We start from the raw sequence: 23010 nt of genomic DNA, 5'->3' as shown, positions 1-23010 counted from the left end.
CCTGTGCTGGCAGGCAGGGTCGCCGGGTATCGTCGGCACCAGGAGGCCGAGTTTCTTAGGGGCTCGCTGGCCGGATCGCCTTCCGGACGAGAGCGGATGACACGGCGCCTCGATCGGGCTCGACATCGGTCCGCGCTCCTCCCGCTGGCTTACGCAACCACCAGGTTCAGCGCGCGGTCGGCCGGCCCGAGTTCGACCCGGCGGCCCCATTCGAAGGCGATGAAGTCCTGCTCGATCCCATCGGCGAAGACCACGCCGCCCTCGTTCATGCGTGAGGTGACCGCGAGGACCGTCCCGGCGAGCTTGCCTGCCCGAAGGGTCGTGCCGGTGGCGACGCTCGGGAACGGCTCTCGCACCCAGTAGCCGACGGCGGGCTCCTCGGTCCCGATGCCGAGGGTGAGATGCGTCGCCTCCGCGATCGAGCGGGCCCAGCCGGTGAGGCCGGTCCCCGTCGCGACGATGAGGCCGCTTGACGAGTGGTCCTCCGCGTCACCGTCCGCCTCGATCCGGTAGCGCGCGGATTGATGGCTGCGATGGCCGACGAAGATCTCGTTGAGCGCCAGCAGCTGCTCGCCGGTGTCGAGAACGGCCTTTACCATGGTGCGCCGTTCTACTTCGGCTGCTCTGGCGAGGCTGGCCGGGAACAGAGCGCCCAAGCGCTCCACCGCGATCCGGGCCAGCGCGCCGTCGTAGAGGTCGGGGGCTGGATTGACGCCGATCACGGGCTGATCGCGCAAGTACTTCGCCACGTTGGCGACGAGGCCGTCCTGGCCCACCGTCACGACGATGTCCTCGGGGGCGAACAGGAAGCGGTCGAGGTCGGCGCGCCGCGCCAGAGCCTGCCGCCAGTCCGCCGGCACTGCGGCCCGTGCCTGCCCGAGCACGGCCTGGAAGCGGGCGTGACGGTCCTCGACGTCGGCGAGACTCTGGCCTCGAGTTTCCAGGAAGAAACGGGCCTGGCCGCGGGTGGCGTGCCGGGCGAGCAGGACCTCGTAATCGGTCTCGCGAACGACGAACACAGCGCGCGGGGTGATGACCGACACGGGGGGGTGTCCTCAACGCGGCATGGAGGGTGGCGCAACCGGCGAGGGAGCCACCCCGCGGAAAGCGCCGAGGGCACTCGCCAGCAGATCCGGCGTGACGTTGACGTGCTCGATGGTCTCGAGCTTGCCCGCGAGTTCGCGGGCGGCCAGCCCGAGGAGGACGGCCGGCGGCAGGTCGCGGTAGATGGCGGCGCGCCGCTGCTCGGCCTCGGCCCGGGCGCCCTCGACGAGGCGGATGCGCTCCGCTTCCGCCGCCGCCTCCAAACCCTGCGCCTCGGCGAGCCCCGCCGCACGGTCGCGGGCGTTCTCCGCTTCCCGCGCGATGAGCACCGCTTCACGCCGGGCGAGTTCCGTGCGCGTCTCCAGCTCGTTCTCCGCGATGGCCCGCTCCTTCTCCACGGCCAGGGCACGTCGCGCGAAGGTCGCGGCATCGGCCTTCTGCTGCAGGGCCTCGAAGGTCGGCGTCTGGAGCGCGCGTTCCAACTCGCTCGACGGCGCGAGGTTGGTGAGCCGGACCGAGACCACCGCGATTCCGATCTCCGCCAGCGCCGGGGCCGCGCCCAGAACGGTCTCGAGGGCCACGCGCAGGGGCTCGGGCCCTGCATCGAGGAGCGCGCCCACCGGATCGTCGCCGATCGCCTGCAGGACCGCCTGACCGGCGATGCCGCCGAGACGCGCTTCGATCCGCTCGATCGGCTGGCCCTGTGGCTTGCCGGTGCGAAGCCCGAGGGAGAAGTCGACCCGGCTCGCCAGCAGTTCCGGATCGACGACGCGCCAGCCGATCGTCCCCTGCACCACCACGGCTTGGAAATCCCGGCTGCGGCCGCGCACGAACAGCGTCATCTCGCGATCGTCCATGGGCAGCTCGCTGATGCTCGCGGTTTCCGGCCGGAACCAGAAGACGAGGCCGCGCCCGCTCTGCCGGATCCGCCCGTTGCGGTAGCGGATGACGTGGCTGCTCGCCTCGCTCCTGAGCTGAGCGACCGGACCGATGGTGCGGATCGTAGCCATGGAATCCTCCTTCTGGGGTACGCCGGAATCAGGGCATTTCCTGGAAACGGTAGAGCTCGGCGGGACGGAACGAGGTGCCGCCCTCCCGCGAGCCCGTCGGTGCGAGCCAGCCCCGGTCGAGCATCCGGCGGCGGAAGGCGGGCTTGTTCAGGGACGTACCCAGGATCGCCTGGTGCACGTCCTGCAGCTGCCGGAGGGTGAAGACCTCCGGCAGAAGGGCGAAGGCGACGTCGGAATAGTCGAGCTTTCCCCGCAGGCGCAGGATCGCCACGGCGAGAATCTCGGCATGGTCGAAGGCGAAGCTCAGCGGTGTCGCGCGGTCGCGGTCGCCGAGCGAGAAGGCCTCGACGATGCCGCCCGTCGTGCCGTCCCAGGGCACGACGAGGATCGCCGCCGAGAGCCGCGCGTCGCTCTCCAGCGCCTTCATGAAGGCGGCCTCCGGCATGAGCGCGAGATAGGCGACGGTGACGATGCGCATGCGCGGGTCCCGGTCCACTGCACCGAAGGTGTAGAGCTGCTCCAGGCGCGTGCGGGCCGCTTCGACCGGGGAGAAGCCGGCCTTCTCTCTCAGGACGCGACCGGCCGCACCGTCCAGCGTCTCGTCGAGGCCCACGAAGCTGCCGGGCAGCGCCCAGCGACCGGCATGCGGGTGCTCCTTGCGCTCGATCAGGAGTACCGCCGGACGGCCCTCGCGCAACCCCATCAGGACGAGATCGACGGTCAGTGCCGGTCGCGCGAATGCGGCGGGATCATAGGCTTCGAGAAAGGCCTCTTCGGTCACGGCAGCACCATATATCTGTTCTGCATATAACTAAGATGCCGAAAAGATATAAGTCAAGTGGTCTCACGCTCGGTCATGACGTCGCGATCCCCGAGTGCCCGTTCCGAAGAGGCGCGACGAGAAATTTGCAGGTGTCCGATCGATGGACCGCGAAAACGGCTCTGGCCCACCCATGAGAGCCGTGAGGGCGGCCGACGCCGCTCGATGATGGAGACGTCAGATGCGCATGATCGCGATCCTCACCCTTGCCGGCCTGCTGGGCGGCGTCGGCTCCGTGGAGGCGCAGGAGCCGGGCCGGGCCACGGGGGGCAACCCCGAATTCCTCGGCGTCGATCTCGACAACGGCGGGGTCTACTACGACGGCCGCAACTCCGGACGGTACTGCCTCTATCGCACAGTCGACGTGTTCAACCGGTACACCGGCTACGTCGAGGCGCGCCGGGTGCGCCGCTGCGGCCGCGGCCTCTACCTGCCGTAGGGCCGGCGCGATGCTGACGGTCCTCTCGCCGATCCACCTCGCCGTGCTCAGCCTCGTCGTCGGGCTGCTTGTCGGGTGAGTGCCCGGCACGCCATGGTCCGGCCGGATTCCTTCGCAAGGTCCGGCCGGGTAGAGCCCCAGCCTACGCCCCCATTATGGCGCAGGGAGACGAGCGCATGAGGCCAGAAGCCCCCGTACCGGCGAGACAGCGGCGCTTCCGCCGCCTTCTCATCGCCATCCTGGCGCAGGTCGCTCCCTGGCTCGTCGCTCCCGGCCCGGTCCGGGCCGCGCCCGACCCGGCCGTCTTCTCCGACAACGCGGATTCCGTCGCGGTCGTGATCGGCAACCGCAGCTACAAGCAGACGGTACCGGTGGATTACGCCCACAACGATGCCGAGGCCATGCGCGCCTACCTCGTCCAGCGGCTCGGCTATCGCGAGAGCAACGTCTTCGTCCTGAAGGACGCCACCCTCAACGAGTTCAATCAGGTCTTCGGGACCGAGCGGAACCCGCAATCGGGCCGCCTCTGGCGTAGCGTCCGCGAGGGTCGCTCGAACGTCTTCGTCTATTATTCGGGACACGGGGTGCCGGATTTGGCCACCCGCCAGCCGTTCCTGCTTCCGGAGGACGGCAACCCCAACCAGGGCGAGAGCGGCTACAGCCTGGAGACCCTCTACCGCAACCTCGACCTCGTGAAGCGCAAGATCGGATCCGAGCGACAGCTCGTCGTGATGGTGGATGCCTGCTTCACCGGCGAGACCGGCCGCAAGGGCGAGAGCCTGCTGGCGGTTTCCGCGCCCGGCTTCGCGCCCGCCCGTCCCAAGTCCGAGAGCGGGATCGTGCGGCTGGTGGCCACCTCCGGCGCGACGCCGGCCAACTGGGACGTGACGAACCGGCTCGGCCTCCTCACCAGCCGCTTCCTGATGGGCGTGTCCGGCCTCGCCGACGGGACGGACCAGCAGGGAGACGGCGACGGACAGGTCGCGTGGCCCGAACTGCAGCGCTACCTGCGGCGCGAGGTGGAGGAGGCCGCACGGCGCACCTCCGGGCGCGAGCAGGTCCCGGAGATCGACGACGCCCCGATCGTGCTGAAGGCGGCGCTGCCCGTGGAGGCGATCGCCAAGGGAGTGGCCTCGGTCCGTGACGAGGCGGCTTGGCGCCGGGCCGAAGGCCTCGGCACCCGCGAGGCCTTTGAGGGCTATGTCGGCACCTGCGGCGAGGTCTGCGCCTATCGCGAACGGGCGATGGAACGGCTGTTCACCGACCGTCGCCGGGATGCGGCGACCCGGGACCAGGAGAACTGGGCCCGCCTCGGCCCGGCCAAGCGCTACCGCGACTACCTCGAGATCTGCGCTGAGGTCTGTGCCTATCGCGGCCTCGCGGAAGGATATCTCGGGGGCACCGGAGCCGGTGCGGCTTCGGGAGACCCGAACGTGCGCCGCTGCGACGAGCTCGCCGCCGGCACCGACGATCCCGACCGGCCGCCGGGCGTGACGGGGGTGAAGCTCGGCCGGATCGAAGCCTCGGCCGCCACCGAGGCGTGCCGGGCGGCCAGCGCGGCCCATCCCGACCTGCGCCGCCTCGCCTATCAGCTCGGCCGCACCCACGATCGCGCCGACCGCTACAAGGACGCCTTCGCCGCCTATGAGCGCGCGGCCAAGGCGGGCAGCATCTCGGCGATGAACAACCTCGCCACCCTCTACGAGAACGGACAGGGCGTGAAGCGCTCGCAGGCCGAGGCGTTCCGCCTCTATCGGCAGGCCGGCGAGGGGGGCAACATGATCGCGCTCGCCAACGCCGCTCGCATGCTGGAATACGGCAACGGCATCCCGAAGAACGAGGCTGCGGCCGTGGCGCTCTACAAGCGCGCCGTCGAGGGGGGCGACGTCGCTTCGATCTCGAAGCTCGTGCCGCATTACACCACCGGCGCCTACGGCTTCCCGAAGGACCTGCGCCAGGGCCTCGACCTGTTCCGGCAGGCCGCCGACAAGGGCGACCCCGTCGCCATGGCCACGATGGCGGCCCTGATCGACAACGGCTTCGGCCGCTACTTCCCGGGGGTCAGCGCCCCCGGCATGGTGCTGCGGGCCCTGAAGCGCGGGGAACTCGGCGCGGCCTCGGTCTCGGCGACGGACACCGGCGCTCAGAAGCTGAAGCCCGAGACGATCCGCGCCGTCCAGCGCGCCATCAAGGAGGCCGATTACTATTCGGGCGCCCTCGACGGCCGCTTCAACCCGGTCTTCGTGCGCGCCCTCGACCTCTACGCCAAGGCGAACGAGACGGAATGAGCCCGGATCGGTTCGAGCGCGCGGCCCTGCCTGCGCCCTTTGCGCGAGCGGCGTCGCACGATCTTCCCCGCCCCGCGGAGGGGAAAGGGAAGGCCGCGCGGTTCGGCCGACCGCTCGCACTTCTGGGCGCCTTCCTGCTTCTCTCGACCCCCGTCCGTGCCGATCCCGGCACCGCTGCCCTGGCGCCCTTCCTCGACGCCGTGGCGGCCTGCGCCGGCCGGTCCGGCCTCACCCTGGCGGTGGTCGGCGTCGAGCCCGGCCAGACCGTCCTGTCGCGGGAACAGGCCGAGGAGGTCCGCCTCGCGGCCGAGACCCGGCTCCAGGCCACGGGACGGGTGCGCCTCGCGGCGGCCGCCGACGTGGTCCGGATCAAGGCCCTGCGCGAAGGCACGACCGGTCTCTCCGGCGCCGAGGCCGAGGCTCAGATCCGCGACGCCTTCGCGGGCGATGCCAGCGTGTTCCTGGTGGAGCCCCGGCGGGCCGGCGGGACCGTGGCGTTCCGCCTCCAGGCGATCACCCGGAGCGCGGCCTGCAAGGCGACGAGCGAACCCGTCATCGTCCCGGTCCGGATCGGCCCGGGCGTCGCCGATGTCGACGCGGTCATGGAGCAGGCGGTGCGCGCCTTCGCCCAGGCCGCGCCGCAGGCCGGCGCCGTCGAGATCTGCCCCTTCGTGGCCGAGGGCGGCCACTCGACCTGCGCGGGCGTGCTCACCGACCGGCTCGCGATCGCGCTGGACGCCGAGGCACGCAGCGCCAACCGCGTGCTGAAGGGCGCGCGCCTCGATATCCGCCGAAGGCCCCCGGGAACCGCCTGCGAAGGGCCGGTGACGGCCCGGGGGCGCTTCCTGCAGGACCGCGACGCGGGGGGCGCCCCCCGGGCCTGGATGGAGTTGGAGTTCCGGCGCGACGGCGCGATCCTGGCGCCCACCGGGCGCCGGCGCATCGGCGTCGAGGGACTCGGCTGCGATCCGACCCCGCGTCCCTTCCTCGACCACCTGGCGGCGACCGCCCGCACGGACGGGGGGCGCCTCGCGGTCTCGGCGACCGCCACACCCTATACGGCCGGACAGCGCCTGGAGATGCGCATCGATTCCAAGGCGCGGCAGAACCTGTATTGCTGGGTCGTCGCCCCGGACGAGACGGCCTACGTCGTCCTGCCGGTGCGCGGCAACGCCGCTTCCGCCGCCCCGCTGACCGCGGGTGACGTCCGGCGCTACCCGCGCGGCTACGGCCTCGACGAGATCGTCGCGGGCGAGCCTTTCGAGAATCTCTTCACCTGCTTCGGAGTCGAAGGGGGTCTGCCGCCGGAACTCGCCGCGCGCTGGCTCGCCGCCGCGCCGGGTACGGATTCCGACGCGACGCTGCTGTCGCCCACCGACGTGCTCGACCTCGTGGACCGGATCCGGGCCACACCCGGCGTGACGGAGGCCGCAGCCCGGATCGTGGTGCGGTGAGGCGCGACGCCGTCGTCGCGGGCGACACAGACTGGAATTCTCCCATGCGTATCCTCCTCTTCGCCCTCCTGTGCCTGGTAGCCGTGAAGGCCCAGGCCGAGGGTTTCGCGGTCCGCGACCTCTCCACCGTGGCCGACGAGGCCAGGGCGGCGCTCGGCACCGGCTTCCTGGCGCGGGCCGAACCCCGGCGGCTCATCCTGTCCTGCCCGGACTGCAAGGGCGCACCGATGATCGACCTGCAACTCGGCCGCCAGACCGACGGGACGGAGGAACGGGTGCGCTCGGGGCAGACGTCCCTCGACCAACTCGAAGGCCTGTGCCGGGCGAGAAACCCGGCCTGCCGCCTGTCCGGCCTGTCCCTGGCACCGGCCCTCGGCTGGGTCACCAGCTATCCCATGGGAACCGGCTCGGGGGCCACTGCCGTGATCCTGCGCGACGGCGACCTCCTGACGATCCGCGCCCTCGCGGGCAGCGGGGAGGTGGCCGCGGGCCATGTCGCGGCGCTGGTGCGGGCTGTCGCACCGCGCATCATCGGCCGCTGAACATTGTTCGCCGAGGCGGGTACCGGTTCGGCAGAGACGATGAGGCACGAACCAGCAGCGGGGCCGGGTCGCGCGATGCAATTCCGGCCGGATCGGTCCGGGGTGACGCTTGTCCCTGCAGGCGCTAACCATAACCCCGTCCGGAACAGCGCGAAGAGGATCGGGCGGACACATGACCGGCGGATACGACGAGCGCTGCGCGGCCGATCTCGCCGCCGTCTGCGAGGGACGCGACCTGTCCCGGGAGGACCGAGCCTGGCTCGCGCGGGTGGTCACCGGCGCCGTGCGGCCGAACCGCGACAAGCCGCTCTGGGACCTCGGCCACGCGCTGGCGGCCCTCGCCCGTCTCACCGGCGCGACGAAGGGGCGCGACCTCGTCTCCCTGGCGCTCGATCCCGGCCTGGCGAGGCCGGCACTGATCGCGGCGCGCCTCGGCGCGGCGCGGGCGGAGGGAGCGGCCCTCGACGCGCGCGGCCTGGTGCTGACGGGCGATGCCGGCTGGCGCACCACCTGGGCCGGGCTCTCGCGCCTGCTGGCGCTCGCCGAGTTCCTGCTGACGGCCGAGGATCTCGGCCAGTTCGCCACCGTCTCCGGCTGGTTCGGGGACCTGGCCGCCGCGCCCGACGGCGAGGCGGCAGCCTTCCTGGGCAAGCGCCTCGCGCGCCACCTCGCCGCCTACCGCAACGAACACCTGCCCCTGGCAACGCTGGAGCGGCGCTTCCGCGCCCTGTTCGGCCACCTGCGCGGGCGCACCGATTTCGAGGACGACGACATCCTGGCCTTCTGGTGCGCCGAGATGGAGGGGGGCGAGCGGCCGGGCTTCCGGACGATCGCCGAGCACTTCGTCACCTTCGAAGCTGCTGCGAGCCTGCGCGGAGGCCTCGACGGCCTCACCGGGGCCGAGTCCCTGGAGGCGCATGCGGGTTGGGAGGAGCGCCTCGACGCTTCGCTCGCCGACCTCGTGGCGGACGAGCCCGCCGAGGCCCTGGTCGACCTCCTCGCTGGATTGGTGGACGGCCCCAAGATCCTGACCGGCGCCGAGCGCGACGATCTCGGAGATTTCCTGCGCCTGGAACCCTTCCACCGCAGCCGGCCTCTCACGACCCTCCGGGCGACCAGCTTCGGGCGAGTCCAGTCCGGTCTCGCCAACCGCCTTCGCCGGGGGGGCGGCGGCCCCGACATCGCCGAGCGGGTCGCCTGCGCCGAGGCCGAGACCTATCCGGCCCTGGCCGAGCGGGTCGGATCACTCGCGGCCCATCTCGACCGGATGCTGCGCATCGCGGCGGCCCTGCGGGTGCCGGCGGATGCTGAAGGCCTCGGCCCGGAGGTGCGCGATGCCCTCGCCGCCGCCGTGGCCGATATCCGCAGAGTGCGGCGCGCCGGCTTCGACGATCCAGACCTGCTGACGGCGGGTTTCGCCCGCGCGGACGCCGCGCTCCTGCGCCTCGCCGAGGAGGTCGCACGCCTGCAGCGAGCCGTGGCGACGCTCGCCCGGCAGCGTCCGCTGGCACCGGCCTTCGCGTCTGACCGGGACGTCTTCGCGCGCACCTTTGCCCGCGCCTATGCGCCGGAGGCCGCGGCATGAGCCCCGAAGGTGAGCCCGTGAGCGACGAGGCGGCCCGGCTCCTCGCCGAGATCCACGCAGCGCGCGGCTTGCTGCGCACGGCCTCGGATGCCGTCCGCCCGAGTGCCGCCGCCCTCTGGACCCATGTCCTGCGCGAGCCGGGCGCCCCGGTCGACCTGGCGTTGGTCCGGGCGATCCGGACCGATCCGGAGACGGCGCGGCGCTATCGCGCCCTGCTGGCCGGTCAGGCTCTGGCGCACGCCCCCCTCGCGATCGCCGCCGCACACGGACCGGTCTCGTCGCGCCGCATCGGACCCTTCGCCCTGCAGATCCTCGCCGGGACGGAGGATGCGCCGCCGCTGCTGATCGTGCAGACCGTCGGCATCCGGCCGCCCCGCCTCATCGAGGCGATCCTCGGCGACGAGACCCGGCGCCTGGCGCTGCCGCCCCCCGTCAACGGCGTGATCCTCCTCGCCCTCGATCCGGCCGTGCCGGAGGCGTCCCGCCTCGGGGACATGCTCCAGGATCCGGCCTGCGCGGTCTTCCTGCTGTGACGGCGCGCCCGGCATGAGGCCGGCCTCGATCCTGGTGGTGGTCCCGACGACGGGCGGCCCGCTGATCCTACAAACCCTGAAGGCCCGGCCCGGCTTGCCGATGTCCGCGGCCTTCGCGGCGGGCGATTACCGACCCTTGCCCTGGTCGGGCGACTACGCGCGACTCTCGGCCGAGGGCGGACCGCTGTCGCGTCTGGCCGGGCTGGATTCCGGCCCCTACGAACTGCGGCTCAGCGGCTCCTTCGAGGCCGGACGCTCCTGGGAAGCGCCGGTCTGCCTCGCACACGGGCTCCTGGCACGGGGGCACGCGCTGACCCCCGACCCCGCCGAGGCCGAGATCGTGGTCTGGGCGACCGGCGCGGTCGATCTCGACCTCGCCATCCTCCCCGGCGCCTACGCCCTTGTCGACAAGATCGAGCGCTCCCGCGATCTCCTGGCGCGGGCGGGGCGGGCCGAGCTCGTCGTCCTGCTCCCGGCCGGCCCGGAGGCGGCGGAGGCCGAGCGGACCCTGCGCGAACTCGGGCGCTCACGTCCGCCCGTGATCCTGCCTTCCGGGTCCGTGATCGCGGCCCTCGCCGCCCTCGCGCCTCCGGCGGTGTCGGCCCCGGTCGGACGGCGCGTTCACCGCCGGGCGCTCGCCGCCGGCCTCGCGGGGCTTGCCGCCCTCGTCGCCGTCGGGCTCGCCCTCGCGCCCCTGGCTGTTCCGCGCGGGGCGGAGACGTCGTCGGCCGTCACCATGAACGCCAACGTGGCCCCGCCCGCCATCCTGGCGGAGGAACTCGTCGCGCCGGCGGGCTCGTCCTGCCGGCGGGTCGCCTTCGGAGCGGATCCGCCGGAGCGGCGCCCCATTCCGGCCGAAGCGCTCGGAAAGCTGCGCGCGAGCCGCCTCGCGCCGGACCTGTGCGGCCTCGCCTTCCGCCCCGGGCGCACCGGTGCGCGCCTCGCGGTCGACCCTACCCTGGCCGCCGCCACGCTGCCACCGACCCGGCTGCCCGATGGAGCCCAGGCCTACTTTCTGCGCGAGGGCGCGCGCCAGAACCTCGTCTACGCGGTCCAGGCCATTCCAGATGCGGGCGCCGCCGGGTCGTCGGAACGATATGAGCACGCCCTGGTGCGGTGAGCTTTGGCCTCCGATTGGAACGGCTGCTTTTTGACGCAGCGCCGAGCGCCGGGCATAACCCCGGCGCCGAGAGGAGGACAGCGATGGCCGCACGCCACCGGATACGCCGCTCGAACCTGGGGGAAATCTGCCTGCGAGGAGCCTGCCTCGTCGTCGCCCTGTGTGCCGCCGACGGCGCTTGGGCGCAGAGCGTCGGGTTCGACCCCGCCGATTACGGCCGGGCCCAGTTGCCCCTGCGCCAGACCACCGGCGATGCCGCTGCCTACGTCGACCGCAACAAGGGCGCCTTCGAGCCGATCGCGGAGCTGGACCCGAAGGACGGGCTCGCGGCCCTGGCCCGACCCATCGGCCGGGTGGACATCGTCCTGCGCAACAATCGCAGCGGCCAGCAGGTTGGGGCCTCCTGCACGGGCACGCTCCTGCCCGGCGATTACGTGCTGACGAACCACCACTGCCTGCCGCAATCGGGCGACCTGACTCCGGTCAAGGCGTCGATCCTGATGGATTACCTGACTCTCGACGGCCAGGGCTCGCGGCGCTTCGAGATCGATCCGAAGCCGGTGGAGTTCGACGCACCCCTCGATTTCGCCCTCGCCCGCGCCGCCGGCAACCCGACAGCCACCTACGGCAGCGCCCGGCTCTCGGGCGAAGCGGTTCCGGGCAACCGGTCCATGCTCGTGATCCATCATCCCCTGGGCCGGCCCAAGGTGATGAGCCGCTTCCGCTGCTTCGCCGTGAAGGAGCAGGGCGCGGGCCCCGACCTGCGCCACCGCTGCGACACCCTCGGGGGCTCCTCCGGCTCGCTGATGTTCGACGCCTCCGTGGCGGGCGTCGCCCTGCACAAGGAGGGCGGCCTCGATCCGAAGGACCCGTCGAGCTTCAACAGCGCCACGCGCCTCACGGCGATTCTGGCCAAGAGCCGCATCCTGGCCGAGATCGCCGCCGCGCAGGGCCGTCCGACCGCCGCCGCGGCTGCCGCAGACCCGCCGCGCCCGTCGGCCTCCACTCCGGCGCCCGCTGCCGCCGTGGACGCCCCCCTCGATCCCGGCCGGATGAACGCGATCCTGCGCGGCCGCTGAAGCGATCCGAGAAAATCCATGCAACAGGCTGGGCCGGGCGACGAAAGTCGCTCTGGACCGTCCAGGGACAGGGTGTGGGGGCCGGAGCAAGGCCCGGAACGTCGAGGAGAACCGACCCATGCGGATCGACCAAGCGCGCGCGCGCGGCCCCGCGCCGTCAGACATCGCGCGGAGCACCGGGACCGTCGCCCTGGGGCGTGCCGCCCAGACCCGCATCGGTCGCTCAGGCCTCATCCTCGCCCTTGGACTCGCCGCCATGCTGGCCCAGGCGGCGCGCGCCAACCCCCTGACGGAGGTGCCGGGCGTCAGGCCGGAGGTACCGGTCTCGCGCGACGAGGCCACCGAGCGGTCGGAAGGGCAGGCGCGCAATCCCGATGCGACCGCGATCATCCGCTCCCTGGCTCCCTTCGCCGACGGCAATCCCGGCGCCCCGGCCCAGACCCTGGCGCCCGATGACGGCGGGCCGGCCCTGCGCGTCGTCGCGGCGCGCTCCGTCGATCTCACCGTCTTCTTCGCCTACGACAGCGCCCGGCTGACGCCCGAGGCCCGCATCCAGCTCGAACCCCTGGGGCAGGCGCTCCGCGCCCCCGATCTCGCCGGCCACGGCTTCCTCATCGCCGGCCATACCGACGCGGCGGGCGCCCCCCTGCACAATCGCCGCCTCTCCCTGGCCCGGGCCCGCGCGGTGAAGGCACACCTCGTCGAGACCTACGGCATCGCGCCGGAGCGCCTGCGGGTCCATGGCTGGGGCCCGAGCCGGCCGAGGAACCCGGCCGCCCCCCTGTCGCGGGTGAACCGCCGCGTCGAGGTGAGCCTGATCGCACCGGCCCGCACCGGCGCGCTGCGCTTCGTCGTGCCCGTGGCGGAGACGGCGTGCGGCGGTCCCCTCCCCGATCCGCGCCTGCGGGTCGACCTCGACCTCGATGATTTCGAGGCCGCGCCGACCGGGCTGCGCTGCGCCCCGTGATCCGCCATCCGCAATCCGGCTCGCCCGGTTCCAGACCTTCGCGTTTCAGGAGAGAGACGATGCCCTTTCGTGCCACGGTGCTCTGTACCGCCCTCGCCGCCGCGTTCCTGTCCGGCCTCCTCGTCCCTGCGCAAGCTCAGCCGAGGCCCAATGTCGTGGTGATGGGCGAGGATGCCGACGAGGATTCGGTGCCGCGCGGCAACCGCATCTTCCAGCGGGTGATCACCGAGCTCTCCGAGACGATGAACCTGCGCGGCTACAACGTCTACGACGAGACCGCCGTGGCGATGGGGTTCACGCAGCCCAACCGCGTGCGCCGCCGCGACGCAGAGCTGATCGAGGTCGCCCGCGCCGTGCAGAACCCGCCGCTCGACGTGGTGGCGGTGTTTCAGATCTACGCCTCGGCCGCGAAATCGGCCTATTCCGACATCGTGCGGCCCGAGGTGCGCATCCCGGGCCGCCTGCTCAACGTGCGCACCGGCCAGTCGCTCGGTGCCTTCGAGGTGGCCGGGGTCCAGTTGCCGCCCCTGCCCCAGGGCTGCGACCGCGAATGCCTCCTGGAGCGGGTCGGCGCCGAGGCGAAGGCGATCGCTGCCGACGTCGCCTCGGCGCTGACGGCGAAGCTCGACGGGGTCATCGCCACGCGCCGCGGCGCCGATGCGGGCGCGACCCTGCCGGGCGTCGCGTCCCCGGCGGGCGGCGCCGTCGCGGCTGGCCCCAGCGGGGAGGCCTGCGGCGGCCTGCCGACGGCCTACACGGTCAAGCTTACTGGCTTCTCGGCGCAGGAGGTCCAGGCGGCCGAGGAGTACATGGCGGCCTTCCGCTGCTACGAGCATCACCGCCCGGTCCGGGCCGGAAGCGCCAGCGCCGAGTACTGGTACGAAACCCGCGCGGATTCAGCCCGGCTCGGCCGCAACCTGCGCCTGATGCTCGACCACATGAGCGCGCCCGGCCAGGTCCAGTTCTCCGGCAACACCTTCGTGATCAACCGCGTCGCGACGCGCTGATGCGCTCGGAGGACCGTCCCATGACCTTGATGCGCTCCCGCCGCGCGGCCCTGCGCCTGTTGACGCTTCTGGGCCTCCTCGCAGTCCCAGCCCGGGCCGCCGAGCCGATCTTCCCGCCCGCCGGGGCGGTCGGCCTCGTACCGCCCCCCGGCATGGTGCTCGCCAAGACCTTCGCGGGCTTCGAGCATCGCTCAGGCGCGTCGATCGTCATCGTCGAGATGCCGGCCGAGGCCTACGGACAACTCGTGGCCACGTTCACGCCGGACGCCCTCCGCGCCAAGGGCTTTCGCGCCGAGGGCGGCAGCGAAGGGCTGCCCGTGGCGGGGGGCGAGGGCCAGGTCCTGCGTGGCAGCCAGGCGGCCAACGGGGTCACCTACGCCAAGTGGGTCGCGGTGGTCCGCGGTGGGGCCGGCACCGGCCTGGTCACCGTGCAGGTTCCGGAATCGGCACGCCGAGAGGTGCCGGACCGGGCGGTCGAGGCGGCCCTGGAGACAATCGCGTTTCGCTCGCCCGGCAGCGTCGACGACCAGATCGCGGCCTTGCCCTATACGGTCGGCGACCGCGCGGGCTTCCGTCCCGTCCGCACGCTGATGGGCAATGCCCTCCTCCTCACCGACGGCCCCAAGGACGTCGATCCCGAGGGAACCCAGGCCCTGGTCATCGTCGCACCGGCCCTGGGGCAGGTTCCGGTCGCACCCGGACAGGAGAGCGCCTTCGCCCGCAAGGCGCTGGGCACCATCCGCGAGGTTCGGGACATCGTAGTCGCGGACGAGGACCGCGCGACCCGCGACGGAGCGGTCGTCATCCGCCTGCGTGGGACCGGCAAGGACGTGCGCTCGGGCCGGGAGGTCGGCGTCATCCAGACGATCCGGTTCGCGGAGGCTGGCTACCTGCGCGTCATCGGTCTTGCGGGCGCCGACCGGCCGGACATTCTCGCGCGGGCCGAGCGCATCGCCGCCTCGGTGGCGCCGCGCGGCGGGCAGGCGGGCGCACCATGAAGCGCCTGGGTCTCCTCCCGACCGCCGCCATGCCGGGGTGCGGAGCTCCGGGACAGTGCGGACCCGGACCGACGACCGGATCGCGCCGCGGACCCTTGCCGCTCGCCGCACCGGGTGCCTTCCGTTGCGTCACGCGATCAGCCCCGGCGCTCCTCTTCCTCTGTCCTGTCCCCCTCGCCGCTCCGGACGCCCAGGCCTGGCAGGCCGCCGACGCACCGCCTGCGCTTCTGCAGGACTGGGCGGCCCTCAATTCCGCCTGCCGGGGCGGGCGCGGCGACGATCCGCGTACGCAGGAGGCCTGCGAGCGGCGCTACGCCCTCGACCGAAGGCTCGTCGCAGGAGGCTGGTGCTACGGGCGACCTGGCGATGCCGGCTACCAGCGGGTCTGGCGACGCTGCGCGGACGGCCCGCGCGGCACGCGGTGACCCGGGCCGGAGCGATGCGCCGTGACGATGCGGAGATGGTCCCATGACGCACGGGGGCAAGCGCCCGCCGGGCGTCCCCGCCGGATCGGGAGCCTGGTCCGACTGCTCCGCTTCCTGGTCACCGTGGGATGGCTCACCGTCCCGCTCCTGCCCCTGTTCGCGCTGACCGGATTCGGCCGGATGGTCAGCGGTGCACGGGCGCTCCTCCGGGCCTGGTCGTCGTGAAGCGGACCGTCCCCGGCAGCGCAAGGCCCGCGCGGACGGTGCTCCGGGACTCCGCGATCGTCCCCGGGGCGATCCATCCGGCCTCCCACGACGCGGCCGGAGACGCCCGTGAGCCGCATGACCGACCACGGAGTACGCCATGATGCCCACGATCCGCCTCGTCTGCGCCCTTCTCTCGCTGTTTCCGATCGCGGCGCCGGCCCAGGATGTCGGCACGAACCTCCTCCAGGGCCTCCAGCAGCAGCAATTCCAGACCCTCGACGCGACGATCGGCGCCCAGTCGCTCGAGGATACCGCCCGGCCGCCGCCTGGGGATGCCGCAAGGCCGGCGGGGGCATCCAGCCTGTCGTTCGTCACCAGCGCGGACCTGCGCACCGCCACCGTCGCCCGCCAAATCCGCGAATTGCGCGCCACCAACCCCATCGCGGCGATGGAGGTGGCGCGGGAGATGGCCAAGTACGATTACGACGCGATCTTCCGCAGCCTCGTCGCCGACACCGGACTGCGGACGGACGATGCCGGCGACGTGCTCACCGCCTTCATCACCCTGCAATGGATGGTCGCCAACGACACCCAGGCCGAGCCGGGGCCGGCGGCCCTGCGGGCGATCCGGCGGAAGATGGTCGAGCCGATGGCCGGCAAGCCGCCGCTGTCGCGGCCGGCCACCCGCGCCGCCTTCGCCGAACAGGTGAAGCTGCGCACGGTCCTGCATCATGCGGGCTGGCAGGCCGCCCGGCGCCTCGGGATGATGCCCGACTTCCTGGCCGGGCTGTCCAAGGACTTCATCCCGGTGACGTCGCTGCGCGCCGTCGCGCTGACCGACGACGGGCTGGTTCCGAAAGGCCAGCGGACCGCGGCAGCGCCGAGCTCGATCCGCCCGGACCCGGCACCGGCCGATGCCAGGGTGGCGTCGCCCGGCCGCGACGTCGACCCGCCCGCCAGCCCGCCTGAGCCCCTCGGAGAACCACGCCACGCCGCCAACTGGTCTCAGGTCGAGGGCGTCTACTTCCGAGCCGCCACGGGCGTCGGGGTCGGCGGCATGGTCACCATCGCGTGGGAGCCGGTGATCCTCCTGCGCGACGGCACCAGCTACGAGATCGACGAGGCGGCGTTGGAGGATGTCGATCTCGCCGCCGAGCGGATCGCCAAGCCGCGCCGGTTCGGGCGCTGGACCCGCTCGGGCGACCGGTTCGTCCTGACGCGGGCCGGAGGCACGCCGCAGGACGAGACCCTCCAGGGCGGCTCGTTCTTCCAGGCCTTCCCGGCCGAGGCCGGCGAGCGGACGATCGTGGGCGCCTACCGGCGGCTGTCCGGCGGCGGCACCAGCGCGATGGGCGGCGACGTGACGGTGGCGGTCTCGAATCGCTACGAGTTTCGCGCGGATGGCACCTACGGCCGGGGCGGCTCGGTGGGGGCGATGAATTCGGGAGCGACCTCCGGGGCCGGCTCGACGGTGAGCCGCCGCCACGCTCCCGAGGGCGGACGCTATAGCCTCGACCGCCACACCCTGACCCTGATCGGCGATGACGGGCGCAGCCGCCGGCTCTTCTTCGCCTTCGGCTCGCAGAAGACTCCGCCCCGGCCCGCCCGCGCGATGGCCTTCATCGGCGGCAGCGTGTTTTCGCGGCCGGACTGATCCGGTGCGTGAGCGAAGCCGGGCTCGGCCCACCAGAGGGACCCGAACGGAGTTCACAGGATCCGGGCTTCGGGGCTCGCGCAGCCTGCGATCGGTTCGCGGATGGCGGCGACATCGCCGCGCACGCCCTGGCGGGCGATCCGGCCGCCACCATCGGAACCGTCGAGGCGGGCCGTCGAGCGGCCACGGCGCAGGATCGCGCGCAGGGCGAGGGGCGAGCCCGACCGGGACGAGGCCGCATTCTCGGAGTCCAAAGGCTCGGACTCTCCCACTTGGACGTCCATCGCCGCCAGGTCTGGCCCGCGCCGGTAGGAGGCGCCCGTCACACCGCGCGCCCGGGGCCGTGGGCCATCAGCGCCGCGAAGGCGGCGAGGGCCCCGAGCAGCAGCATCAGCACCGAGTAATACTGCATGGGGATCCAGAACAGCGTGTGCCGCGCGCGCAGGACGACGCGCTCTCCGGTGCGCGGATCGATCAACTCACGACCGGGCCGCCCGTTCAACCGTATGCCGAGGGTCCAGTTCGCGAAGGCCGCGGCCAGCCAGACGAGGACGACGCCCGTCGGTGTCGGCACCCCCAGCCGTGCCAGAGCGGGATCGAGGAGGACGCTGATCACCAGCGCGGCACCACCGATCAGCGCGGAGACCATACCCCAACCGGACCAGATGATCATGCGCGTATTCCCTTCGTGTCGGCTATGAATCCTAGGGCGGACCGCCGTCCGGTCGTTCCGGCCGTGGCGTCGCCCGAGGCGACAGTGGCACGGCCAGACGCAGTCTCGCCATCGCGCTCTCGGGATTTGGCTGGAAGCGGAACCGGCGACGATATGCGCCGGTGATGCGGTCGAGGGTTGCTCCCCCGCTCCCAGGGCGGGTAGAAATTCCTGCCGATCGAAAGCCCGCGGAGACGCGCGGGTGTCCGGAACCCGTCTCGTCGCCGCGAGGAGCCACGATGCCCAGATCCCCCGATCGCAGCGCCGTCCGCCCCGGAATGCCTGCATGAAGGTTGTCCGTTCGACGCGCCTCCACCTGCGGGCGGGTACCTCCGACAAGGTCTACGAGGTGGATCTCGTCGAGAACGACGCGGTCCCGGCGCCCGAGCGCTTCCTGGTCAATTTCCGTTACGGGCGCCGGGGCGCGGCCCTGCGGGAAGGATCGAAGACGGCGGAGCCCGTCGCGCGCGAGGCGGCCGAGCGCGTCTTCGACAGCGTCGTCGTCTCGAAGCTCAATGGCGGCTACAGCCGCGGCGACCAGCTCGCGGCACGGCCGGGAGTGGCGGCCGACGGAGAACCTGCCGAGGGCCGGGCCGGAATTCTCCTGGCGCGCCTTGCCGGCTGCCGGCGCTGGGCCTGGCCGGAGGCGGACCGGGAGCGCCTGCTCTGGCGCATCGGTCAGCTCCGGCTCGCTGCGGCGGGGCCCGACCTCGTCGCCCTGGCGGAGGAGCGCGGCCCGGCCGCGGCGAGTTACGCCCTGGTCTGGGCCCTCGCCCGCGCCGTCGGCGCTCCGGCGGTGGCCTTGCTCGAGGCCGTGGCTGCGGGCACGCCCAGCGTCGTGGTCCGGGATCTGGCCCGGTTCGCCCTCGCCTCCCCTCTCATGGGGGACCAGCGGCAGCCGGCGGACGAGGCGGCCGGTCTACCCGCCGAGATCGCCCGAGCCGCCGGCGCCGGGGACGGAGCCGGGCTCGCCACCGCGCTGACCACCCTCGCCGCACAGCGTCCGGCCGAGGTCGGGCCGGCGCTGGTGGCGCTGGGCCGCTGCGCGCAGGGCGATTCCGTGCTGCATGGCGGCCTCTGCGCCGCCCTCCCCGTCCTGCCTGCGCGGCCGCCCTTCCTCATCGGCCTGCGCCGCCTCCTGAAACACGCCGAGATGGCCGACGATGCCGGCCTCTTCGCGGCGGCAGGCCGCCGCTTCGAGACCGCGACGGCGATGTACCGGTCCGGAGACAGCCACGTGTACTGGGCCAAGCGGATGATTCCGATCCGCGAGGAGCGCGGCACGCCGCAGGCGCGGATCGGCCTGTCCTCGGCGACCCGGCTCTACCTGAAGCGCCGAATCTGGCGGGGCCTGCGCAAGCGCGGCGAGGTCGGCGATCCGCATTTCGCCGATATGGCCGCCGCCTTCCTGCTGGGTCTGCATCCCGGGGAAATGGGGCCGCGGACCCATGTCTATACTTGGACGCGCCAGCCCAACGGCAGCTGGGGCCGCGACCGGCGCCTGCGCGGACCGCTCTCGACCAACTGGACCGCGAGCCAACTTCTCTACCGGCACGCCGCGCAGGCCCGTCCGCGGCCCGGCACTCTGACGTTCTACCTCGCGGACGAACCCGATCCGGAGAGCCGCGACGAGGCGTTCCCGGACTTGTGGAGCGCGCGACCGGACCTGGCCCTGCGGCTCGCGGCCGAGGGGCTGATCGAGCCCGTATCGATGCTGGGCCTGCGGGTGCTGCGGGCCGATCCCGCGGCCCGCGCATCCCTGAGCGCCGCCGATCTCGGCCGCCTGCTCGGGGCGGCCTGGCCGGCGGTGCCGCGGCTGGCCCTGGAGATCGCGCGCGCGCGGCTCGCCGAGGGCGAGGCCGACCCGCACCTCCTGGGCGTCCTGGTTCGCGCGCCCGTCCCGGAGGCGCGGACGCTCGCCCTGCGGCGGATCGAGGCCGAGCCGGAGCTGCCGTGGTCGAGCCCGTCCCTGGCCTTCCTGCTGCTGACGAGCCCGGAGCCGGAGGTCGTGGAGGCGGTGGCGGTCCATGCCCGCGCGCGGCCACTCCCGCTGGCCAGTTCGGCCCCGCTCACCGACCGGCTGATCGCCTGGCTGCGGGCGATGCCGACGGACCTCGATGCCGACGCCGCCGCGGCGATCCGGGCCATGCGGGCCGGAATCCCGCTCCTCTGGCCAGACGGCGACATGCCGGTTTCCGAGGCGGACGCGGCCGCCCTGGTGGCGCACCCGGTGCCCGAGGTCGCCGCGGCGGGCATCGCGCTCCTGGCGCAATCGGGAGTCGATGCCGACGGTTTCCCGGCCGAACGCTGGGACGCCCTGATCGGATCGGACTCGGTGGACGTTCGCGAGGCGGCGCTCGGCCTGATGGCCAGGCTCGAGGATGCGGGCCTCGCCCGGCACGCCGAGCGCGTCCGTGCGCTGGCGATCGGATCGTCGCCGCCCCTGCGCAGGGCGGCACGGCCCCTCGTGCGACGGCTCGTCGAGGCCGATCCGGGCAGTGCCGGCGATCTGGCCCAGGCCGTCATCGCGGCCCTGTTCCGGACCGCGCCCGACGATGACTTCGCCGCCGACATGATCGCGCTGCTCCGGGAGGCGGCGCCGGGCGAGCTCGCGGGCCTGGATACCGGCACCCTGTGGCGTCTTCTGCAGGCGCGGGCCAAGGGAGCGCAGCGCCTCGGAGCGGCCCTGCTCGCCGAGCGGACCCCCGATCTCTTCAGCGTGCGCCAGATCGCGCGGCTCGGCGGCCATCCACACCTGTCGGTCCGGCAATGGGCGATGGGGGCTTACGCGGCCGCGCCCGCCCGTTTCCAGGCCGAGGCGGCCGACGCGGTGCTCCTCGTGGACGGCGACTGGCCCGACACGCTCGCTTTCGCTCGGGCTCACTTCGCGACCTGGCCGGACGAGGCCTGGACGCCGGCGGCCCTCGCCGCCGTCACCGACAGCGTCAAGCCGGAGGTGCTCGCCTTCGCCCGCCACCTCCTGCGCACCCGGCTCCGGCCCGGGGACGCGGATGCGCAGGTCCTGCGCCTCCTGGAGCATCCCTCGCCCTCCATGCATCTCCTGCTCACCGAGCTCCTGAGCGAGCAGGCGGTCGCGGGCGAGGACGCCTTCGCCCGGCTGGTGCCGCTCGCCCGCATCGTCATGCTGCAGGTGCTGACGGGGCGGACCGCCAAGGATCGGATGGCCGCTTTCCTGAAGGCGGAGGCCCTGCGGAGCCGGGCGCGGGCCGCGCGGCTCCTGCCACTCTTCGCCGACCTGTCGCTGAGCGGAACAGCCCGGGACCGCAGCGCCGCCATCCTGACCCTGCGCGACCTCGCCGCCGCCTATCCGGACCTCGGCACGCCGCTCGTGCGCCGGGCGCCGGCGGCGCGGCGGACGCCCGAACCCCGCGCGGAGGGCGCTCGATGAACGTCGTCCACCGCTATCTCGGCGAGAGCCAAGCCGTCACGGAGGCGGGGGCGACCCACCTCGGCTTCGTGCCCGATACCCTGCGCGAGCCGACCTACTTCACCGGACGGGTCGCGCGCCACCTGCCCTTCCGGGAGGCGATCTCGGCCCTGCACCACGTCGTGGTGTCGGACCTGCGCTTCAAGCCGAAGGACCGCACCGCCTACCTCGCCTGGCTGCAGGCCAACGAGCAGCAGCTCCTTGCGGAGGCGCTGACCGAGAGGGACACGATCCGCGCCGAGATCGAGGCCCTGCGCGGCGAGCTGCGAGACATCGACACCCGCTTCGGGGCGGTGATGGCCCCCTTCTACGGTGCGCGCCAGCGCTACTTCGACCGCCTCTACAAGGAGGACCTCGACGCCTGGATCGTGCTCGACCCGGTGATCACCGTGCATCCCGACGAGATCTTCTTCGAGTGCTTCAGCCTCGACGAATCGACCTACGGGCGCCTGTCCTGTGACCACGACGTGTTCGAGCGCATGGGCGCGATGGCCTTCGGCACCACCAACATCGACTACAGTCACGCCCTCTACGACGAGTTCCAGAAGATCCGCAGCGACCGGGACACCGACCTGTCGATCGATCCGGAGGGCTTCACCGTCGCGACCTCCGGAGAAGCGGAGTTCCGCGAGGACAAGATCGACCTGCCCGATTCCTGGGTGCGTGGCTTCCTCCAGGTCTCGAGCGCGATGGCCCAGCCGGCGCACATCGTCGACCTGCACCCGGTCGACATGCACGCGATCCTCACGCGCCTCGCCGCACGTCGAGAGCGGCACGGTCCACGCTCCCTGCGCTTCCTGCTCGAACCCGGCCAGCCGGTGAGCGTGCTGATCGAGCCCTGGAACGAGCGCCTGACCTTCCGCCGCTCGATCTATCGCGGCGCGACGGGGGCCGAGATCCGGCTCTGGGGCCGGCGCCGGCTGGCGATCCTCGGACGCGCCCTGCCGCTGGCCCGGTCCGTGCGCCTCCACCTCCTCGGCACCGGCTTGCCCGCGTTCGCGGTGGTGGATTTCGGGGGCCTGCGCTTCACCCTCGGCCTCTCCGGATGGACCGCCAACGACTGGTCGCGCGCGGGGCAGTTCGACCTCCTCGCCCCCCGCACCGATGTGGATGCGGGCACCGCCGCGGGAGTCTTCTCCGCACTGGGCCGCCACCACGTCGTCGATGCCGGCCGTCTCGCCGCCGAGACGGGGCTCGACAGGGGGATCGTGGAATCGGCGCTGGGAGGCTACGTGCAGGCCGGCCGCGCCATGTTCGACCTCGACAAGCGGGTGTACCGCCTGCGCGAACTGAGCCGCGAGCCGCTGGATGCCGGCGCCCTGCGCTTCGCCTCCGAGCAGGAGGCCAAGGCCGACCGCTTCCTCGCCGCCGGGCTCGTGAGCCTGGGTCCCATCGGGCACGCCGAAGGCCGTCGCAGACTCACCGGGACGGTGCTGGACGACGGCCGGTCGCTCGCCCCCGCGGTCGAGATCGACGCGGACGACCGCATGGTCGACGGCCGCTGCACCTGCGGCTTCTTCATCCGCAACAGGCTGGCGCGCGGCCCCTGCGAGCACATGCTGGCGCTGCGCCGGTCCTTCCACATGCAGGTCGAGGGCAAGCCCATGGGGAGGCAGGCATGAGCGGCCGGAAACGATTGCCGCCCGTGGTCGGATATCCTACAGTTTCGGCCCAGAGG

The 23010-nt window shown here is 72.8% G+C and carries 20 protein-coding genes; 15 read left to right on the top strand and 5 right to left on the bottom strand.

Annotated features, from left to right (window positions below; all coding sequences use genetic code 11):
- Positions 1-149: 149 nt before the first annotated feature.
- From ASF49_RS08900 to ASF49_RS08890, 3 genes are read right to left on the bottom strand one after another with little or no spacing between them, the layout of a single operon-like run.
- Positions 150-1043 carry an NAD(+)/NADH kinase gene (locus ASF49_RS08900; protein WP_056470905.1) on the bottom strand — a complete coding sequence of 298 codons (894 nt, stop codon included), beginning with the start codon at positions 1041-1043 and terminating at the stop codon, positions 150-152.
- Between the two features lie 12 nt (positions 1044-1055).
- Positions 1056-2054 carry an SPFH domain-containing protein gene (locus tag ASF49_RS08895; RefSeq protein ID WP_056470902.1) on the bottom strand — a complete coding sequence of 333 codons (999 nt, stop codon included), beginning with the start codon at positions 2052-2054 and terminating at the stop codon, positions 1056-1058.
- A gap of 28 nt (positions 2055-2082) precedes the next feature.
- Entirely contained in the window at positions 2083-2835 is a 753-nt protein-coding gene (locus ASF49_RS08890) for an NUDIX hydrolase (RefSeq protein WP_056470899.1), read from the bottom strand.
- 220 nt (positions 2836-3055) lie between these two features.
- On the opposite strand from ASF49_RS08890, the gene ASF49_RS08885 reads away from it, so the two are divergent.
- From ASF49_RS08885 to ASF49_RS08825, 13 genes are all read left to right on the top strand, one after another.
- Complete coding sequence (locus ASF49_RS08885; protein ID WP_056470896.1) at positions 3056-3313, top strand: hypothetical protein; 258 nt, start codon at positions 3056-3058, stop codon at positions 3311-3313.
- Between the two features lie 176 nt (positions 3314-3489).
- Positions 3490-5601 carry a caspase family protein gene (locus ASF49_RS08880; RefSeq protein WP_056470893.1) on the top strand — a complete coding sequence of 704 codons (2112 nt, stop codon included), beginning with the start codon at positions 3490-3492 and terminating at the stop codon, positions 5599-5601.
- The gene (locus ASF49_RS08875) at positions 5598-7055 is read left to right on the top strand and encodes a hypothetical protein (protein WP_243214766.1); all 1458 of its coding nucleotides are present in this window, start codon (positions 5598-5600) and stop codon (positions 7053-7055) included. Before ASF49_RS08880 ends, ASF49_RS08875 begins: the two co-directional genes overlap by 4 nt.
- Before the next feature lie 44 nt (positions 7056-7099).
- Positions 7100-7597, top strand: a complete 498-nt coding sequence (locus ASF49_RS08870) for a hypothetical protein (RefSeq protein ID WP_056470891.1) — start codon at positions 7100-7102, stop codon at positions 7595-7597.
- A 172-nt stretch (positions 7598-7769) separates the two neighbouring features.
- Positions 7770-9182: a hypothetical protein gene (locus tag ASF49_RS08865; protein WP_056470888.1), complete on the top strand. Its 1413-nt coding sequence runs from the start codon at positions 7770-7772 to the stop codon at positions 9180-9182.
- The gene (locus ASF49_RS08860) at positions 9179-9715 is read left to right on the top strand and encodes a hypothetical protein (protein WP_056470879.1); all 537 of its coding nucleotides are present in this window, start codon (positions 9179-9181) and stop codon (positions 9713-9715) included. The genes ASF49_RS08865 and ASF49_RS08860 overlap by 4 nt, the downstream gene beginning before the upstream one ends.
- A 13-nt stretch (positions 9716-9728) precedes the next feature.
- The gene (locus tag ASF49_RS08855; RefSeq protein ID WP_056470876.1) at positions 9729-10835 is read left to right on the top strand and encodes a hypothetical protein; all 1107 of its coding nucleotides are present in this window, start codon (positions 9729-9731) and stop codon (positions 10833-10835) included.
- A gap of 83 nt (positions 10836-10918) precedes the next feature.
- Positions 10919-11914: a trypsin-like serine peptidase gene (locus ASF49_RS08850; RefSeq protein WP_056470872.1), complete on the top strand. Its 996-nt coding sequence runs from the start codon at positions 10919-10921 to the stop codon at positions 11912-11914.
- Positions 11915-12032: 118 nt separating this feature from the next.
- Positions 12033-12881 (top strand): OmpA family protein, encoded by an 849-nt coding sequence (locus ASF49_RS08845; protein ID WP_082511041.1) that lies wholly within the window; start codon positions 12033-12035, stop codon positions 12879-12881.
- A gap of 59 nt (positions 12882-12940) precedes the next feature.
- Positions 12941-13888, top strand: a complete 948-nt coding sequence (locus tag ASF49_RS08840) for a hypothetical protein (protein ID WP_056470869.1) — start codon at positions 12941-12943, stop codon at positions 13886-13888.
- A gap of 20 nt (positions 13889-13908) precedes the next feature.
- On the top strand, positions 13909-14886 hold the full coding sequence (locus tag ASF49_RS08835; protein ID WP_056470950.1) for a hypothetical protein: 978 nt from the start codon (positions 13909-13911) through the stop codon (positions 14884-14886).
- A 95-nt stretch (positions 14887-14981) separates the two neighbouring features.
- On the top strand, positions 14982-15311 hold the full coding sequence (locus tag ASF49_RS23580; RefSeq protein ID WP_156652945.1) for a hypothetical protein: 330 nt from the start codon (positions 14982-14984) through the stop codon (positions 15309-15311).
- A gap of 364 nt (positions 15312-15675) precedes the next feature.
- Positions 15676-17172 carry a hypothetical protein gene (locus ASF49_RS08825; protein WP_243214765.1) on the top strand — a complete coding sequence of 499 codons (1497 nt, stop codon included), beginning with the start codon at positions 15676-15678 and terminating at the stop codon, positions 17170-17172.
- A gap of 53 nt (positions 17173-17225) precedes the next feature.
- Here ASF49_RS08825 and ASF49_RS08820 read toward each other — a convergent pair whose 3' ends face one another.
- The gene (locus ASF49_RS08820; RefSeq protein ID WP_056470863.1) at positions 17226-17426 is read right to left on the bottom strand and encodes a hypothetical protein; all 201 of its coding nucleotides are present in this window, start codon (positions 17424-17426) and stop codon (positions 17226-17228) included.
- Positions 17427-17494: 68 nt separating this feature from the next.
- Complete coding sequence (locus ASF49_RS08815) at positions 17495-17845, bottom strand: hypothetical protein (RefSeq protein WP_056470860.1); 351 nt, start codon at positions 17843-17845, stop codon at positions 17495-17497.
- 325 nt (positions 17846-18170) lie between these two features.
- Here ASF49_RS08815 and ASF49_RS08810 point away from each other — a divergent pair, with 325 nt between their 5' ends.
- Both ASF49_RS08810 and ASF49_RS08805 read left to right on the top strand, forming a co-directional pair.
- Positions 18171-21293 carry a hypothetical protein gene (locus ASF49_RS08810; protein ID WP_056470855.1) on the top strand — a complete coding sequence of 1041 codons (3123 nt, stop codon included), beginning with the start codon at positions 18171-18173 and terminating at the stop codon, positions 21291-21293.
- On the top strand, positions 21290-22954 hold the full coding sequence (locus ASF49_RS08805) for an SWIM zinc finger family protein (protein WP_056470852.1): 1665 nt from the start codon (positions 21290-21292) through the stop codon (positions 22952-22954). Before ASF49_RS08810 ends, ASF49_RS08805 begins: the two co-directional genes overlap by 4 nt.
- Positions 22955-23010: the final 56 nt, after the last annotated feature.

Origin of the sequence: Methylobacterium sp. Leaf104, from assembly GCF_001422885.1 — a bacterium.
Classification (GTDB): domain Bacteria; phylum Pseudomonadota; class Alphaproteobacteria; order Rhizobiales; family Beijerinckiaceae; genus Methylobacterium.
The sequence above is the reverse complement of the archived record's forward strand: the minus strand, read 5'-3'. Positions and strand labels throughout refer to the sequence as shown.

What these genes read in the sequence shown, in the direction of transcription:
- ASF49_RS08895 (WP_056470902.1), bottom strand. Translation starts at nt 2,054, where the DNA reads ATGGCTACGATCCGCACCATCGGTCCGGTCGCTCAGCTCAGGAGCGAG.
- ASF49_RS08885 (WP_056470896.1), top strand. Translation starts at nt 3,056, where the DNA reads ATGCGCATGATCGCGATCCTCACCCTTGCCGGCCTGCTGGGCGGCGTC.
- ASF49_RS08880 (WP_056470893.1), top strand. Translation starts at nt 3,490, where the DNA reads ATGAGGCCAGAAGCCCCCGTACCGGCGAGACAGCGGCGCTTCCGCCGC.
- ASF49_RS08875 (WP_243214766.1), top strand. Translation starts at nt 5,598, where the DNA reads ATGAGCCCGGATCGGTTCGAGCGCGCGGCCCTGCCTGCGCCCTTTGCG.
- ASF49_RS08870 (WP_056470891.1), top strand. Translation starts at nt 7,100, where the DNA reads ATGCGTATCCTCCTCTTCGCCCTCCTGTGCCTGGTAGCCGTGAAGGCC.
- ASF49_RS08865 (WP_056470888.1), top strand. Translation starts at nt 7,770, where the DNA reads ATGACCGGCGGATACGACGAGCGCTGCGCGGCCGATCTCGCCGCCGTC.
- ASF49_RS08860 (WP_056470879.1), top strand. Translation starts at nt 9,179, where the DNA reads ATGAGCCCCGAAGGTGAGCCCGTGAGCGACGAGGCGGCCCGGCTCCTC.
- ASF49_RS08855 (WP_056470876.1), top strand. Translation starts at nt 9,729, where the DNA reads ATGAGGCCGGCCTCGATCCTGGTGGTGGTCCCGACGACGGGCGGCCCG.
- ASF49_RS08850 (WP_056470872.1), top strand. Translation starts at nt 10,919, where the DNA reads ATGGCCGCACGCCACCGGATACGCCGCTCGAACCTGGGGGAAATCTGC.
- ASF49_RS08845 (WP_082511041.1), top strand. Translation starts at nt 12,033, where the DNA reads ATGCGGATCGACCAAGCGCGCGCGCGCGGCCCCGCGCCGTCAGACATC.
- ASF49_RS08840 (WP_056470869.1), top strand. Translation starts at nt 12,941, where the DNA reads ATGCCCTTTCGTGCCACGGTGCTCTGTACCGCCCTCGCCGCCGCGTTC.
- ASF49_RS08835 (WP_056470950.1), top strand. Translation starts at nt 13,909, where the DNA reads ATGACCTTGATGCGCTCCCGCCGCGCGGCCCTGCGCCTGTTGACGCTT.
- ASF49_RS08825 (WP_243214765.1), top strand. Translation starts at nt 15,676, where the DNA reads ATGATGCCCACGATCCGCCTCGTCTGCGCCCTTCTCTCGCTGTTTCCG.
- ASF49_RS08815 (WP_056470860.1), bottom strand. Translation starts at nt 17,845, where the DNA reads ATGATCATCTGGTCCGGTTGGGGTATGGTCTCCGCGCTGATCGGTGGT.
- ASF49_RS08810 (WP_056470855.1), top strand. Translation starts at nt 18,171, where the DNA reads ATGAAGGTTGTCCGTTCGACGCGCCTCCACCTGCGGGCGGGTACCTCC.
- ASF49_RS08805 (WP_056470852.1), top strand. Translation starts at nt 21,290, where the DNA reads ATGAACGTCGTCCACCGCTATCTCGGCGAGAGCCAAGCCGTCACGGAG.